Source organism: Cohnella endophytica, assembly GCF_003628305.1.
Lineage (GTDB): Bacteria > Bacillota > Bacilli > Paenibacillales > Paenibacillaceae > Cohnella > Cohnella endophytica.
The window spans coordinates 15628-33153 of the sequence record NZ_RBZM01000013.1 but is presented as its reverse complement, the minus strand read 5'-3'; the positions used below and the strand labels follow the sequence as shown (position 1 = coordinate 33153).

Here is a 17526-nt window from a genome sequence, read left to right as displayed (position 1 = left end):
CATGCTTCTACAGCGGAACTTCGTCCGGTATTTTGTGAGAATTTTGGGAGAGCGCTCTTATAGACTTTTGAATTAAATACTAGGAATGGAGAGTTCTTATGAAGTTAAAATCATTGCGGATTGTGGCATCGATTACGATGATGCTATCATTATTTCTTTCTCCTACGGTCTCGTTCGCGACAACGGATGCTTCGCAGATAAGCCCTGCGGGAGCTCATCCGGTTAAAGTCGTGTCGGCGGAGAGCTTTGCGGTTGCTCTAGATGCCGAAGGAGCGGTGTGGACATGGGGAAAAAATGACCATAATCAGCTGGGTACCGGCGATTCTGCCGATCGTCCCTATCCGGTCCAGGTTACGATTAGCGGCTCGCCGAAGATCGCGGATATTGCCGCGGGACCGAATTACGCCTTGGCTCTAGATAGCCAAGGCAATGTGTGGGAATGGGGGACGTTGTCCCCCAATCCTAATAACATCTCCAACGGTACCCCTACATTAGTGAATGGCCTAAGCGGCATCCAACAGATCGCGGCAGGCCAAACGATGGCTATGGCGTTAACGGCCGATGGGAAAGTGCTGACATGGGGCAGCAATTATTTTCCGGGAGAGCTGGGGCAAGGAACGGGAGTCTCGTTTAGTCTTACGCCTTCGCCGGTTGTGACGGACGAGAATGGCACGGTATTGACCGGCATTAAACAAATCGCCAAGGGCAATCTGGCATCCTATGCTTTGAAGAATGACGGAACCGTATATCAATGGGGTCTGATAAATTTTCAGCGCGGTGAATCGACTTTCGTTGCCGCAGTTGTCGACGGCGTGAACGGGGCAACCGCGATTGCTTCTAACCCGAATGCGGCATTCGCATACGCCATCGCGAGCGGAGGTGTCTTTGCCTGGGGGCGAAACAGCGGCGGTCAATTGGGTACTGGGAACACGATAGATTCCTATACGCCTGTCCAGGTGACATCTTTGAACGGCAAGAGCGTGAAATCTTTAAGCGTCGGCGGGGCCCACGTGCTTGCGCTCATGAACGATGGCTCTGTTTGGGGCACGGGAAATACCTCGCGAGGACAATTAGGGGATCCTCAAATCTATTGGCAAACGACCGCATTCACGAAAATCACGACCGTATCCAACGTAAAAGCTGCATATGCGGGTGTTAACAATTCCTTCTTCATCAATCAGGATAGCACTGTCGTTGCAAGCGGGTCGAACTACGATAATAATACGCACATGTATGGTCAATTAGGTGTGGGCTACAATTTCGATGTGGCGCGTATCCCGTTGCCTATGATTCCTTTGGCGTCATCTTACGATGCAGGGCCAAAGCCATTGAGGAACGTTTCTATCCAAGTTGTTGATAATGATCAATTAAAGTTTACGTACGATATCCCTGCTTTGTCGAACTTCGATAAGATCTATTTCGACGTGATTCCGCTTGGAGGAAGCGCCGCAAGCCTGAGCGAATCAACCTTCAGATACGACTCGCCATATGGCGTTACCGGCGTAACGCATACGCTGTATGGTCACTTGCGGCCCGGGACGTACATCGTAAAGATCCATACGGGATATACGGGTGACCATTCCGTTTCGGAATCCGTAACCTACGATTATAACGGCGCGGGATATACGGTCATTCCGGGTACCGTGACGTTATCCGTGCCGGTGAAGGAATGGAACACGTCAACATCGACTGATCCATCCGCTTCGAACTCCGGTTCCGTTTACAGTGCTCCCGTTGCCGGGATTACGGTCACGGTGACGTCCGATAATGATTTTAGCAATAAGATGACGGCCGTCACTTCGACGGATGGAGTTGCTGAATTCCCTCAATTGTACCCTGGTCTTTATCATGTAAGCATTATAAACGGCATAAGCGGTGAGATAGAGAAGTCGATTGTTAAGGACGCGGTTTTCGTATTCGGCAGCAGGGTTTCCCATACGCTTCAGATCGTTTCCGATACGCAGCCGACTGATTTCATTTATCGGCCAGATCGTGATACGCCGTCTGGGAAAATTGGCGGCTCTTTCTATTGGTATCCCTCATCTACACCTTCGCAGACGCAGGACTATCGTTTTTATTTCGAAGATGGCCAAGGGAATAAGCTGGGCGATATGATTGGCGAAACGCCGCATCATACGGAATGGACGAATTATTACTTCGATGTACCAGAATCTGAAACCGAAAACGAAAACGATATTCCAGCCGGAGCCATTGGGATTCGTTTATACACCTTTGACGGGACATCCGAGCATATCACTCCGGTTTTCGCTAGTCTTTGGAACGATGCCATGCAACCGCTGGATGCTTCGATGCAAAGCACGGATTCCACTGGAAACAATCTGAGCGGTATCCTCAAGTGGAGTGCGGCAACCAGCGAGTCGGGGATAGCAAGCTATGTGTTAATGCCCGACTTCCGGACGATTTACGGTAATAATGAACACAACGACCTTAGAATCGCGGAGATCCCGGCAACCGGAGCTGCCGCATACTCTTATGACTTGTCCGATTTCCTGCTGTTGGATAACTACAACTCCCCGTCGTATGCCAACCAGTACATGATCGGCGTGGCAAACGCGATGGGACAATTATTGGGCTATTTGAATTCCAATCACCAATTGGTTCCCTATGCTGCCCCTGTTGAGATCAAGCCTTATTCACCCGATTCGGGCATGGGCGGACACGCGGGCGGCGGTACCGGCGGAGGCTCGCAAACCTCACCGTTGCAACAGAATAGCGACGGTAGCCTTTCCGTCATCCCGACGACAACGGTTACCGATTCCGGCGGGCGCAAGGTTTCGCAAGCCGACATCGCTTCGAGCGCGATTCTGGAAGCGCTGGATCGTCTGTCTCCCGTTGGCGATCAAGTGATATTGCAAATTCCATCAGACGGATGGGACGATTTCGAGCTTGTTTTCGAAGCGGAGCTTTTCCGTAAGCTTCTGGACAGAAACCCGAATACGGTACTGGTGATTCAGTCGAAGTTTACGGCCTTTCATTTCCCTGCCGGCACCGTTCAAAAATCGCTCGAAAAATTCGGCGTATCGTTAACCGGCGCTCATGTAAAGCTTCGCATGTCGAAGAAGAGTATGGCCAACGACGCGCTCTTGCTTCAATTAGGAGCATCGTCCGTTACGACGCCGATAGATTATAAAATGAACTTCATCGAGAAGAACGGATCCGATCATCCCCTCGATCGGTTTGATTCGTATACGACGCACTTCTTAACCGTGCCGAGTTCATTAAGCCATGTCTCGTTTAGTCATCTGGCCGGCGTGATGGTCGATCCGTTAACGGGCAAATACGTTCCCGTACCGGCCGTATTTACGAAAGATTCGAACGGCAATCTGCAGGCGCGGATCTATGGGAAAAATAACGCGGTATACGCCGTGGTCGAAAATAGCAAAACGTTCCCCGACATCGAGACCAGTTACGCGAAAGAAGCCATTCTTGCGCTGTCTTCCAAATTCGTGCTGAACGGTTACGAGGACGGGAGCTTTAAGCCGACGAGAACGGTGACGCGCGCCGAGTTCGTCGCGATGCTGACGCGAGCGCTCGGCGTCATACCCGATCGCGATAACCCGCAAGGCTTTTCGGACGTGAAGGCTAACGATTGGTTCGCGCGATCCGTCGGGGCTGCGGTGAAGGCGCATCTGATCAGCGGTTACTCCGATGGAAGCTTTAAACCGAATGCGGAGATCAGCAGAGCGGAAATGTTTCAAATGATCTATAACGCCATGCGTTCGAGCGGATTGTGGAAGGAAACCGTATCCCCGGCGGAAATCGACGACATTCTCTCCCCCTATGCCGATCATGGCAACATTCCAGGATGGGCGAAAGAAGCGATGGCCGTAGCGATTAAGTCAGGGATGACGAACGGTGCGGCGGACGGTCAACTGGCACCCGGCATGAAGGCGGACCGTGCCCAGAGCGCTTCGTTTTTGTATCGGATGTTGCGGAATCTAAATCTAATTAACTAGGAGGAGAATGGCGGGTATCCAAACCGCGCTCGTCCCCGATATTTGATAGAATTGCAAAGAAGCTGCTGAAGAAATCATTCAGCAGCTTCATTCTATAAGGAAGTGAACGGGGAGGGGGGTTGTAAATACACGAATTATTGCTAAAATTCAAAGTAATTATAGCGCTATCAGAGAGGGAATTGTCATGCGAATTCTGAGTCTCATGATCCTGATATCTATTTGCTGCGCGTTAGGGTTCTCTCCCGCCGTCAGCGCTGCGGGAACCACAGGGAGAGCAGAACTTTCAATTGCAGATAACGAAGGCAGTTATTTGATTAACGCTCAAATGGAAATATTGGAAGACGCGCAGAGACAATGGTCCATTGAGGATTTGCAATCACCGGCGTTGCAGCAGCTGTTTCAACCGGCTAGAGGTAAATCCTCTTTCGGATATTCGTTATCCGCATATTGGGTCCGCTTCACCCTTAAAAATGATTCATCCAACGAGAAATGGGAACTCACCGTGATCAATTCTCTAATGGATAAAATCGATATGTATCCGTCGGAGCCGCTGATCACCGAACACCGACTTTATCCTTCCTATGAGATTACCTTGCCGCAAGGACACGAAACTACGATTTATATGCGTTTTGAGACGTATGGTTCGATGATCATTCCGCTTCGTTTAGCGGCGCAATCGACCGTGTACAACAAGATGTCCAACGAGTTGCTGTTCTATGGGATCTATTACGGGATGATGCTGGTTATTGCGATGTTCCTAATCGTGCTCTATTTGTATACTCGCAATAGAGCCTATTTCTACTATATGCTTAATGTCGTGATCTTCTGTATCGTGATGTTAATCTGGAACGGGTTTACGTTGCCCATGTTCGGTACGAGTCGATTGACAGGGCAGGGGTTAGGAGAGGGAATATGGCATAGTCCGTCCGCTGTATATGATTTCTTTTACATTCTCGGTCGCTGGTCGGGTAGCTTGTTTTTAGCAAAAATATTGTTTCCCCGCAGTAACTCGCCCACGGCTATGTGGATTTGCCGATTCTTGAACGTAACCTGCCCGATCCTTTGTTTGGGCATCCTATTTTTGTATCCGCTCGGTTTGGCGCAATATGTATTTTGGTTCAAGTATGTCAGTTTATTGTTGTCGGTTGTCATTGTCGTTCTATGTGCGAGAAAAGGGGATCGTATCGCCTTCTATCTTGCGATTCCCAAAATACCGGTCGTATTAGTAGCTATCGTTCCTAAAGCGCTGTTGCTTTACGGCCTGCTGCCCAACAATGTATTCACTCGTTTCGCCTCGCAGTTCGGTTTGCTCGGCGACTTTGTATTTATCGCGATTTTGATGTATGCGCTCATGAATCAAATGCGCAAAAAGGAAGAAAACGCGCAGCAAGAGCTGGTACAGACGCTCTCCGATTGGAATGTAAACTTGAAGAGAACGGTGGAGGAACGGACGGAAAGCTTGAAGCGCAGCAACGATGAGCTGATGGTTTCGGAAACATTCCGCTCGCAAATGCTGCAAAATATTTCGCACGATGTTCGTAGCCCGCTCTCTTATGTACAGAGCGGCATTGAAGCCCTGATCCAGAAGTTCGAAACGAGACCGGAGCATCATGAACGAATTCTGAGAAATGTTCATGATAAGGTTCTTGATATTAACCGGTTTATCGACGATTTTTTGGCTTTGAGCCACAGCGAGGTTGCTTCGGGAAGCGAAGATCTGCGGATGGTCATTTTCTATGATTGGTTTGAGGGGATAGGCAAGGAACTGGCGGCAGACATCGAATATACCGGACGGAGATGCACGCTCGCGATTTCACCATTCGCTGCGGACGCAGATGTCTGGATGGAGCCTTATCTGATCAAGAGGGTGCTTTCCAATTTGGTCGACAATGCTTGCAAGTTTACGCCGCCGGACGGCACGATCACTTTGCAGGCTTCGCTAGAGAGCAATTCGGTCTGCATTATGGTTGGAGATACCGGTTATGGAATCGGAGCAGAGCAGGCGACGCACATATTCCGACGACACTATAAGGAAGGCAACGCTCAAGGTAGCGGACTTGGTCTTGCGATTGCCAAGGAAATTGTTGAACGGCACGGCGGCGAGATTTGGGTAGAGAGTGAGAAGGGGAAAGGAAGTCGGTTTTATTTCACGTTGCCTGTCGTTGGCGAAGGAAAATAAACGTTGTGCGAACTCCGAGAGTCCTTAGGGCTTTCGGTCTTTTTTTGTTGAAAAATGTTGCAGTTTACCCCAATTTAACCTAGGGCGTTTAGTATTTAGTCGAAAGAAATCGGAATGGATATCAAGCCCATATCTTGCAATGCTAACAGGCTGACAATTTATTTGGATCGAAAGGCGGAAAGGAAATGGAAAGGAAAAAGAACGGTTGGGGGAAGCGAATTGTTATTAGTGTGCTTGTTTGTAGTTTGTTTGCACAGTTCATACCGATTCCCGGTCAATCGAATGTAACGGCAGCGGCAGAGTTATTCGCGGCATTGGATAAATCCGAAAGTTCGTTGCCCGCAAAGACGGATATCTCCGGCCATTGGGCGGAAAGCGCAATCCGGACTTGGCTTCAAGAAGGATTGGTTAGCGGTCTGCCGGATGGCAGTTTTCATCCGGACAGCAAGGTTACCCGGGCAGCATTGGTAGTGATGATTAACCGTGCTTTTCAATACACGAAGGCTGCAACAAGCTCATTCTCGGACATATCTTCCGCGAAGTGGTATGCCTTGGACGTTGCGCGGGCGAAAGAGGCAGGGTATATGCAGGGGGATGGGAAAGATTTGTTCCGTCCGGAAGCATCCGTTACAAGGGAAGAGGCGGCTGTTATTATTGCGCGATTGCTTAAGCTGGATACGGGAAGTCATACCGAATCCGCGAAATTCGCCGATGCCAAGAGCATTGCGAATTGGAGTCGCGGAGCCATTAGCGCGGTCGTAGCGGCTGGAATCATGAAGGGTTATGGCGGGAATGTGTTCAAAGCCAAACAACCTCTGACGCGAGCCGAGGCGGTCGTCATCCTGGATCGTGTCCGCAAGCAAGCCGATTTACCTACGAATCCTTCAGCACTTTCATCCTCAATAGACAAAGCGGGAACATACGGACCTGCTTCCGGAATAGAAACGCTTGCGGGCAATGTGGCGATTAACGTGCCGAACGTCGTGCTGAGGAACGTAACGATAAAGGGAGATTTGTTGCTCGGAGAGGGGGTCGGGGAGGGCGACGTCACGCTTGAACGCGTTGTCGTCGAAGGCACGACGACGATCAAAGGCGGGGGTAAAAACAGCGTACACATTATGGATTCGACGCTGACCCGGGTGTTCATAACGAAGGTCGACGGACAAATTAGGGTCGTTATCGAAGGCTCTACGGCCGTCGATCAAGTGACGGTAGAATCGGGCGCCACGCTGCAAGTCGCAAGCGGAGGCGGAGCCAGTTACGGTACCGTAACGGTTTCGACGACCGGCGAAGTGACGTTGAACGGCGACTTTCCGAACGTCGTACTCGTAGCGGCGGCGCAATTGACCGTAACGAGCGGCAAAGTCGGCAATTTAACTTTAACGGATCAAGCGGCGGGCGCAGAGGTTACTTTGCAGAAAAACTCGCAAGTAGGCACCGTGAATGCGGGCGCGGCAACGACGATTAAGGGGGACGGGAAAATCGATACGGCGTCGGTTACGGCGGCGGGCGTAACGATTGTCCAAAAGCCGACGAAGACGGTCGTTGCGGACGGCATTTCCGCCAATGTCGGCGGAACGGTGACGCAAGGATCGGGATCGGGCGGCGGACCGACAAGTATCGGGGTTACGGTTACGGTCAGTAATCCGTCGGCTGGCGGATTCGATCTGCTGCTTACGCCTGCGGTTCCGAATATGACGAGTACGAATCTCATCATGGTGAACGCCGACGGGATGCCCGCGCTCGTATCGAAGCTTCGAAGTACGGATCAAGCAGGCGCGAATTACAAAGCAGAAGGTTTCCTGACGGGTGGGGAAACGTATACGTTATCGTTTGCGAAGCCAGGATATACATTCGGCGCGAGCAAGACGGTATCGATTCCCGACGTGCCGGCGATCACCGGCGCACTGGTCAGTCCCGAATTGACGAAGCTGACGCTGTTGTTCAGCAAACCGCTGGCAAGCTTGCCGACGGCGCCTGCGGGCTTCACGCTCACGGATTCCGGTGCTCCGGTCGCGATTACGGGCGCGACGCTGTCGGAATCGGCTACCCGGCTTGAACTCGCGCTAGGTACGTCTGTTAATCCGATTTCGTTGGAGCTGAAATATGCGCCGGGCACGATTCGTTCCACGGATAATAAGGCGCTTCCCGCTTTAACCTGGCGGTCGTTTACAAACGGCAGCACGCCAGGCGGCAGAGCGGCGTATAATCGCATGCTGGGGATGACCGCCGAGCAGACGGCGACGGATTTGAAGGACAATGCAAGCGTGGATGCGAGCGTCGCGGCCAAAGCGTTAATCGAAGGTGGCTACAATACGAACGCGCTCATCAAAGCGCTGAATACCGTTTATCGCATCACCAACGAAAACATGCCCAATCTGCTCTTGCCGCAAGGCATTAGCGTCTATCATCTGCTGATCGGCATGAAAGAAGCTGGCATTCTGAACATACAGAATCTGGGCAAAAATTTCAGTTATTTGGACGGCCAGTCCGACGACTGGGTCAGAGCGCTGAAGCAGGCGGAATATACCGACCTTCAGGTCGTGGCCAATAGCTGGTTTTTCCCCAACGTTAAGCTGGCAGAATCGATGCGCAAATATTACGACACGAGCAACGAAAGAGCCGCGAAATTATTCGCAACTTACACTTACACGACCTTCAGCAACGATGTCGGACGCGTGTTGAAGGAAGTTTACGGGAACGAAGACTGGCAAGCCGTCTCGGCGCTGAAAGCCGCAGGTATTAATGCGAGCAAGGCGGGCCAAGTGCTTAAAGATATTTATACAGCGAGCCCGGCACGCGCTGCCGATTTGCTTAAAGAGTTCGGATACGCCAAGGCGGATATCGGGGCGATGTTCCTGCAGGATTACGGCGTGACGCCTGAGGATACGGTAAAAGCGATGAGCGGCGCGGGATTTACGATCGGCGAAATCTTGGTAAGTCTCGGTTACGCGAGTAACCCAGTCGCCGCATTGAGAGGTTCGTTTACGGCGGAGGAAGTTTATAACTCCCTGTATTCTCTCGATCACCGGATCGATACCGTCGTCTCCTCTATGAAAAATGGCGGCTTTTCGGCCGTCGAGACGGCAGGCGCGCTGCTGCTGGCGAACCCGGATATCAATACGAAATCGGCCCTGATGGCTCAATTGATGCAGACGGACTCTTCGTCACTCGCGACGTATCGCTACGATGTGGGCGAAGCGGCGAACGCGGTCCGCAAGAAGCTTGGCGGCAGCCTTGCGGAGATTGCGGCTTTGCTGACCCAGTTCGGCGCGACTACGGTCACGACGATGCGACCGGGCCAAGTGACGGTTGTCGCCGGCCTTGTCCGAGCCGGGTTTAACTCGGGCGATATCGTGCAGTGGCTTGCACCTTCGAACACGCTTACTCAGCCGCAAGCGACCAACATTGTACTCGAGCTGCGCAATGCAGGTTATCCGCTATCCAGTTTAGGAAACGTGATGAAATCTTTGTCGCTTAAAGTCTATTCGTCTTCCAACAGTCCGAATCTGATCAGACTACTCGCTGCGAGCGGCTTGAATACGACGACGAGGGAAACGATTCCGGGTTATTCCGCGACGGACATCGCCAAGTTTTGGGTCGGGGCGGGTTATGCGAACTACCGGGACGCGGCCGTCGATATGCAACTCGTGTTTAGCAAAATCGATGTAGCGCGGGGGATCGCGGAAGCGAGCGGCTACTCGATGGTGGACATGCTCCTCTTTTTGAACCAAACCCGGATGTTCCAGGGCGCTACCGATGTCCCGTTCCTGGGGCAGGTCCTCAAAGATATATACGGATTGTCGTCCGACGAAGCCGTTCGGGCACTAAAGGGCTCGAACGTTTCCATCATGTATGATTTCTTTACGATAAAGGATATCTTGCAGCGAGCATACGGCCATACCGATACGACGACCCTCATTCGGGATTTTGCGGCCGGCGGATTCACGATGAATCAGATCGGCGACGGGTTGGTCTTGAACGGAGCAGCCTTCAAGGCTGCTGGCTACAGCTCGACGGAAGTGGCCAAATATTTGTTATACAAGCGGACCCAAATGAACGATATGCCGTTGGCGCTGCACACTCTCGGCTATGCTTTAAATGAGGTCACGACGGCGCTTTACAACTTGTATTCCGGAGTCCAAGATCAGGTTGTCACCCAGGTGACGGCTTGGCTAAGCGACCCGCGCTTGGGCTATCGTTCCGAAGACGTTACGACTGCAGTGACCGCCGTATTCAACATCAATCCGTTTTCGGCGATGGCTCAGTCGCTGTTCCGGGGTAACTACTCGGCAACGCAGGCGGCCGTAGCGCTCAAGGATTTGTTCCCGAGCACGGATTCCGTCGCCATGGCGAGAGGACTCAAAGCTGTCGGATACTCGCGGGACAACGTCCTTGTTGCAGTCTTCCAAGCATTTTGCGACGGTTATATTTATAAAGAAGGCGCACTGTCGACAATGGACAACGTCATGGCCGTCGAGTATCCGGAAGTGACCAATCGACTCGAGGCTACGCTTAAGGCATCGGATGTTCGTACGGCGAAATATGCGATTAGCGTCATGAAGTCGCTTGGTAAATCGTTCGAAGAAACGATAGGTGTGCTTGAACACGTGTATGGATTGGATTCTTCTGCTGTGTTGGAAGTTATGATGGCCAATCGGCTGTTCGGCTTGGACGAGCCAGGAATCGTGAATAAAGTCGGCGCGTATTACGGAATTGATCCGGTCGTGCTTCATATCTCCTGGATGGCGTCGCATCAATACAAAGCTTATGACGTTCTGGCAGTCGTGCAGTCGACCTACCGTAATCTCGACGGCGTAACGATCGCCCGATTGCTGAATCAAGCGGGTTATACGAAAGAGAGTATCCTGTTTGCATATGATTATAACTTTCACGGCAACTACGTGAATGAGATGGCGCTTGTTATGGTGCAATTGTTCGGCAGCAGCGACATGCAGAGTGTCGCGACGGAACTGCTTCAATGGGGTTACAAGGGACTGCTCGTTTATCCTGCGCTCAAGGGGGCATTCCCTAACAAGTCGCAAGGCGATCTTCTTGTTGCGATGAAGCAGGCGGGTTTCACAGATCTGTTTGATGCCATTCGTTATAATATAAGCAACGGGGATGCGACGGCGATCATGCAGTTCCGCAACCTTGGCTTGAGTTTGTCGAATGCCAACTATTTACTGAGAGGTATATGGCAGTACAGCCTGCGCGACACCCTTCGTTATCTGATCGAGGTCGACTATCCGCTTTCCGATATCGGACGGATACTAGCGGAGCCCGATAAACTTGTCAAGGAGTTACGTGCCTTGAATTATCCGATGGAGACGGTCGTCAAGGTCGTTTATGGGGCGGACCCACGCCCGAGCATGCTGGTCCAATACTTGTACAATAACGGATATAAGAATATCGATGATCTGGTCAAGGCACTTAAGATTGTGAATTGCAATCCATACGAATACGCCATTAGCTTGTGGTTCGGCCCTCAAGGCCCATGGACTTTGGCGACGATTGCCCAAGCGATCGCAAGGAACTCGACGCTGACGCTCGAACAACTGGGACAATCGTTGATGCAGTCGTACAACAATCGCAGATATTTTACGGATATGCAAGTTTACGAGGCGCTCAAATCGGTCGCCAATATCGGCGTGAGCTTCATCCAAGCGGATCTGGACAGCGCGATCAGCGCGATGCTGACCGATCTCTCCGAGGGGATACCGTTTGCGATTATGTGCGAAGCGGGACTCAGCTCTAACGATGCCGCCCGCGTCATGAAGAAACTCGGCTGGGACTGGATACCGGCGTGCATCCAACTGGTGCAGGCGGGATACGGCGCCGGCGATACGTGGGGCACGCTTTGGGACGTGTATCATAACGAGCTCGGTTTTCAAATTTTGAACATCATGTCCTCAGTCGCTCCGCTCGCATCGCTTGGTTTGGCCGACAATCTGTCCACATTGCAGTCTGTTACGAGGGCCGCTTTAAGAAAGGCGATGATGAATTACTTCTTGAGTCATTAAGAATGAATTACAAAAGCGGCGTTCCTTGAGGGACGCCGCTTTTCGTTCGCGGATATTGTATGATGTTGCAAGAACTGTAATTCTGATAGAATATACACCAGTTCCGGGTGGCTAGAGTGGAGGAGCAGGAATTATGAACTTTAATATGAAAGAAGCGATTGAGGTTCTGGAGCGTACGCCGCAAACATTGGAGTATTTTTTAACCGGTTTATCCGATGGATGGTTGCAATGTAAGGAAGGCGAAGGAACCTGGAATGTCTCCGAAGTGATCGAGCACCTCATCGAAGCGGAAAAAACCAATTGGATCCCAAGGTTAGAATTCATTATTCAAGAAGGCGAAAGCAAACCATTCCCCTCATTTGATCGTTATTCTCACTTAAATGAAAAGGCAGAGAGTTCGATCGAACGAAAGTTGCTTGCATTCAAAACGATTAGAGCACTGAATGTTACCAAAGTTAAGGAGCTCATCGTACCTGAATTGCATCTTGAACTGACGGGTTCCCACCCGGCATTCGGCGTAGTGAAGTTAAGAGAACTGCTTTCTACGTGGGTTGTTCATGATTTAACGCACACTGCGCAGATCGTACGGGTAATGGCCGAGAGATACAGGGCGGACGTCGGGCCATGGCAAGAATATTTGGGCATTTTGAAAAAGAAATGATGACCCGGGAGGAACGTCGCCAGGCGTTCTTCTTTTTGCATAACAATCGCGAAGGATAAGCGATATTTATCCCGCCAGTGCATGATCGTCCCCTTTTACGAATGATTTTACCCCTTATAATTAAAGAACACCCCTACAGACACCCATTTTACATCTCACAATCCCCGAATCTCATCGTAAATACTTCTATGTCCTATTCAAACGATCAACCGAACTAGTATCCGACGGGTTTCCCTTCGGTTTTTTATATTCTATTAAGGAGGTGATAGATCAGTAATATTATTCGTCACAGCTTCATTGGAAGCGGTTTCAAACTATGGGAGAAGAGGTGGATTTAAGAAATGGAACTACGCGGAGCAGTGGTTCGAAAAGTGAATGTCGTCCTGTTGGTTGTTGTTCTCATCCTATCTTTGTTTTCCTCGTTGGCGTATGGCGTGCAGAAGGCGGAAGCGGCCTCGAGTTATAAGATCATCGGTTATTACCCCTCTTGGGGGGCTTACGGAAGAAATTACAATGTCACGGACATGGACGTCAGCAAGGTGACGCATATCAACTATGCGTTCGCGGATATTTGCTGGAACGGCATTCATGGAAATTCCGATCCGACGGGGCCGAATCCCGTGACTTGGTCTTGCCAGGACGAAGTAGGTACGATCAACGCGCCGAACGGCACGATCGTCCTCGGCGATCCGTGGATCGATGCCCAGAAATCGTTCCCGGGGGACACGTGGGATAAGCCGATCAAAGGTAACATCGGGCAACTGATTAAGCTCAAGCAGGCTAATCCCAGTCTGAAGACGATCATCTCCGTGGGGGGATGGAGTTGGTCGAACCGGTTCTCGGACGTTGCGGCCACCGCAACGACCCGCGAGACATTCGCTAACTCCGCAGTTAACTTCATACGGAAATATCAATTCGACGGCGTTGATCTTGACTGGGAATATCCGGTCGGCGGAGGGTTGGCGGGCAATAGCGCAAGAGCGGCGGATAAGCAAAACTATACGCTGCTGCTGCAGAAAATTCGCGAGAAGCTTAATGCGGCGGGTACGGCGGACGGGAAAACCTATCTACTGACGATTGCTTCGGGGGCGAGCCCGTCGTTTGCGCAGAATACGGAGCTCGGCAACATTGCCGCCGTCGTCGACTGGATCAACATCATGACCTACGATTTCAATGGCGGCTGGCAGACGGTAAGCGCGCATAACGCCCCGTTGTACTACGATCCTGCCGCCGCTGCGGCAGGGGTTCCGAACGCGGCGTCGTTTAACGTAGCGGCCGGAGTTCAAGGCCATCTGGATGCCGGCGTCCCGGCAAGCAAAATCGTGATGGGAACGCCGTTCTACGGTCACGGCTGGGCCAATTGCGCAACGGGCGGCAACGGGCAATATCAAAGCTGCTCGGGAGTGTCCAATGGGACATGGGAAGCCGGTTCGTTCGATTATTCCGATCTGGAAGCGAACTATATCAACAAGAACGGGTACGTTCGATATTGGAATAATACAGCCAAAGTACCCTACTTGTACAACTCGTCCAATCGCACTTATATTTCTTATGACGATGCAGAATCTTTCGGGAATAAAACCGCATTCATCAAAAGCAAAGGACTTGGCGGCGCCATGTTCTGGGAGTTTAGCGGAGACCGCAACAAGACTCTCTTGAACAAGCTGGCCAGCGACCTGGCAAGCACTGGAGGCGCGGACACCACGCCGCCAACGGTACCGGGCAACCTTCAATCGACGGCCAAGACATCGAACAGCGTAACTCTCTCTTGGAATACATCTACCGATAACGTAGGCGTTACGGGTTATACGGTCACTTACGGTTCGACCAACGTGAACGTCACCGGAACGAGTGCGACGATTAGCGGTCTTGCGGCAAACACTACGTATACGTTCACTGTGAAAGCCAGGGATGCGGCCGGCAACGTCTCGGGTCCAAGCAACGCGCTTTCCGTAACGACGAATCCGTCAACGGGCGACACGACTCCGCCGACGGCGCCGACCAGCCTGCAGGTAACCGGAAAAACATCCTCGAGCGTAAGTCTGGCATGGAACGCCTCCACCGACAACGTGGGCGTGACGGGTTATACGGTCACTTACGGCTCTACCAACGTGAGTGTCACCGGAACGAGCGCGACGATTAGCGGGCTTGCCGCCAGTACGTCGTATACATTCACTGTAACGGCGCGGGATGCGGCGGGCAACGTCTCGAACGGAACCTCGATTACGGCCACGACCGATGCAAGCGGAGGAACCGTGAGCGCTTGGGCGCCGAACGTAAGCTATAAAGTGAACGACCTGGTTACCTACGGAGGCAAGACGTACTACTGCATCCAAGCCCACACTTCGCTTACGGGCTGGGAGCCGCCGAACGTTCCGGCATTGTGGGGATTGAAGTAAATAGGAATAGCAGCCCTAGAAAGTAAAACCTTATAAGGAGATGGAGCAGGGATTCGACTTCCATCGCCTCCGCCATGTAAATCCACAACCTCAAGAGGTTGTGGATTTTTGTATGTTCCTTCGCTTATATGAGAAGAGAGGTAGCATGAAGCGATGTCAACAGTATTGATGTATAATTGATATAAAGATCAATGGATACAACTACTGCGGGGAAAACCCAACCGGTAAGGGAAGGAAGTGTTTAACATTGGATTTAGAAATGGTTATGCAGGAGCTTGAAGCTCTCGGCAAGGAACGGACCAAGAAAATCTACGGATCCAATGGCGCGCGCGAACCGCTTTTTGGCGTGGCTACCGGAGAGATGAAACCCATCGCCAAGAAAATAAAAATCGATCAATCGTTGGCCGAGCAGCTTTACGCCACGGGGAACTATGACGCCATGTATTTTGCCGGCATCATCGCGGATCCCAAAGCGATGACCGAAGCGGATTTCGAGCGTTGGATCGATTCGGCTTATTTTTATATGCTGTCCGATTTCGTGGTTGCGGTAACTTTGGCGGAAACCGATATCGCGCAAGAAGTAGCCGACAAATGGATCGCAAGCGGCGAAGAGCTGAGAATGTCGGCGGGTTGGAGTTGTTACTGCTGGCTTCTGGGCAATCGGCCGGACGGCGAATTTGCCGAAAGCAAGCTGACCCGACTGCTTGAGCTTGCGAAGAATACGATTCACGAGGCTCCCGAACGAACGAAATACGCGATGAATCAATTTATTTACACGGTCGGCGTATCTTATGTACCGCTCCATGAGCATGCGGTCGAGACCGCGAAGGCGGTAGGCCCGGTCGAAGTCAATAAAGACAAGGCCAAAAGCAAGTTTCTGAACGCCGCCGATACGATTCGGAAGGCAGTAGATAAAGGACAAATCGGCTTCAAACGTAAGCATGTCAGATGCTAGAAGGATCTTCATTCGCGAGATCCGATAGATAATAAACCCTCGCGCATATGCGCGAGGGTTCTTTACGTTCAAGATGGTTTGTTTCTTAGAACGCCCAATTGCCTTTGCGGAAAACCGGCTCGATCCGGCCATCTTTCGCGATGCCGTCGATATCCATCTCGGCCGAACCGATCATGAAGTCGACGTGCAGGATGCTCTGGTTAAGACCGGCTTGTTCCAGCTCCTCGCGGGACATGGAAGTGCCGCCTTCCACGCAGGTCGGATACGCGTTGCCCAAAGCCAGATGGTTGGAAGCATTCTCGTCGAACAAAGTATTAAAGAAAATAATGTTCGAATCGGAGATCGGAGACCGATGAGGAACGAGAGCCGCTTCTCCCAGATATCGCGAATTGTTGTCCAAATCCAGCATCGTTTTCAGGGAATCGTAACCCTTCTCGGCCGAGAAATCGACGACGCGTCCGTTCTCGAACGTCAGGCTGAAATTCTCGATCAAGTTTCCTTGATAACTCAGCGGCTTGGTGCTGCGTACGACTCCGTTCGTGCCGTCTCTATGCGGCGCCGTATAAACCTCTTCCGTCGGCACGTTCGGGTTGAACGTATTGCCGCGCTCGTTATTCGAGATGCCTCCGTTCCAGAGGTGGTTGTCGGGCAACTCGATGACGAGATCCGTTCCCGGAGCGCGGTAGTGAAGCTTCTTGTACTGTTTGCCTTCCAGATAAGCGCGCTTGGCGAGAAGGATGCGATTATGCTCTTCCCAGGCTTGAACGGGGTTTTCTTCCTTGACGCGAACCGCGCGGAAGATCGCTTCCCATAGCGCTTCCACGGCTGCTTGCGCCCCTAGCTCGGGGAAGACCAGTTTGGCCCAGTTTTCCGAAGGAGCCGCTACGATGGACCAGGTCATTCTTTTCGAAGACATGTATTTTCGGAAAGTGGCGAGAGCGGCCGAGGAGACGCGCGAGTAGTCGGCAATCCGCTTCGGATCGATGTCCTTCAGCAGTTCGGGATTGTCGGAATTGATGAGCAGGTAGGCTCCGCCTTGCTCCGCTAATTCCGTCATGGCTAGCGCCCGCCACGTCGGATATTGCTCGAACGCTTCGTCCGGCGCAAGACCGTACGTCAGCTTCGTAAGGCTTTCGTCCCGCCATTCGACGTGGACCTTCTTGGCACCATCTTCATAAGCGCGCTTAACGATCGAATGAACGAGCTCGGGAATATGAATGGGGGCGTTGATCCATAGATCCTGCCCGGGTTGGATGTTCACGGCGGTTCTGACGATAAGGTCGGCGTATTTTTCTAAATCTACGATGGTTGGCATGTTTAACTCCTCCTGAC

General features: G+C 51.7%; 7 protein-coding genes. 6 read left to right on the top strand and 1 reads right to left on the bottom strand.

The features are described from left to right. Positions 1-98: 98 nt before the first annotated feature. The 6 genes from D7Z26_RS24655 (at position 99) to D7Z26_RS24630 (ending at position 16194) form a co-directional block, all read left to right on the top strand. Positions 99-3977 (top strand): S-layer homology domain-containing protein, encoded by a 3879-nt coding sequence (locus tag D7Z26_RS24655; RefSeq protein ID WP_120979702.1) that lies wholly within the window; start codon positions 99-101, stop codon positions 3975-3977. A gap of 310 nt (positions 3978-4287) precedes the next feature. Next, positions 4288-6156, top strand: a complete 1869-nt coding sequence (locus tag D7Z26_RS24650) for a sensor histidine kinase (RefSeq protein WP_158602431.1) — start codon at positions 4288-4290, stop codon at positions 6154-6156. A 185-nt stretch (positions 6157-6341) separates the two neighbouring features. Further along, on the top strand, positions 6342-12179 hold the full coding sequence (locus D7Z26_RS24645; protein WP_120979700.1) for an S-layer homology domain-containing protein: 5838 nt from the start codon (positions 6342-6344) through the stop codon (positions 12177-12179). A 133-nt stretch (positions 12180-12312) separates the two neighbouring features. Then, complete coding sequence (locus tag D7Z26_RS24640; RefSeq protein WP_120979699.1) at positions 12313-12840, top strand: DinB family protein; 528 nt, start codon at positions 12313-12315, stop codon at positions 12838-12840. A gap of 341 nt (positions 12841-13181) precedes the next feature. Continuing rightward, complete coding sequence (locus tag D7Z26_RS24635) at positions 13182-15239, top strand: glycosyl hydrolase family 18 protein (RefSeq protein WP_120979698.1); 2058 nt, start codon at positions 13182-13184, stop codon at positions 15237-15239. Positions 15240-15486: 247 nt separating this feature from the next. Further along, the gene (locus D7Z26_RS24630) at positions 15487-16194 is read left to right on the top strand and encodes a DNA alkylation repair protein (RefSeq protein ID WP_120979697.1); all 708 of its coding nucleotides are present in this window, start codon (positions 15487-15489) and stop codon (positions 16192-16194) included. 85 nt (positions 16195-16279) lie between these two features. Here the strand turns inward: D7Z26_RS24630 and D7Z26_RS24625 are convergent, their stop codons facing one another. Then, positions 16280-17509: an aminopeptidase gene (locus tag D7Z26_RS24625; RefSeq protein ID WP_120979696.1), complete on the bottom strand. Its 1230-nt coding sequence runs from the start codon at positions 17507-17509 to the stop codon at positions 16280-16282. Positions 17510-17526: the final 17 nt, after the last annotated feature.

Bases quoted from the DNA above. Each gene is read 5' to 3' on its own strand.
- D7Z26_RS24625 (WP_120979696.1), bottom strand. From the start codon at position 17,509: ATGCCAACCATCGTAGATTTAGAAAAATACGCCGACCTTATCGTCAGA.
- D7Z26_RS24640 (WP_120979699.1), top strand. From the start codon at position 12,313: ATGAACTTTAATATGAAAGAAGCGATTGAGGTTCTGGAGCGTACGCCG.
- D7Z26_RS24645 (WP_120979700.1), top strand. From the start codon at position 6,342: ATGGAAAGGAAAAAGAACGGTTGGGGGAAGCGAATTGTTATTAGTGTG.
- D7Z26_RS24655 (WP_120979702.1), top strand. From the start codon at position 99: ATGAAGTTAAAATCATTGCGGATTGTGGCATCGATTACGATGATGCTA.
- D7Z26_RS24635 (WP_120979698.1), top strand. From the start codon at position 13,182: ATGGAACTACGCGGAGCAGTGGTTCGAAAAGTGAATGTCGTCCTGTTG.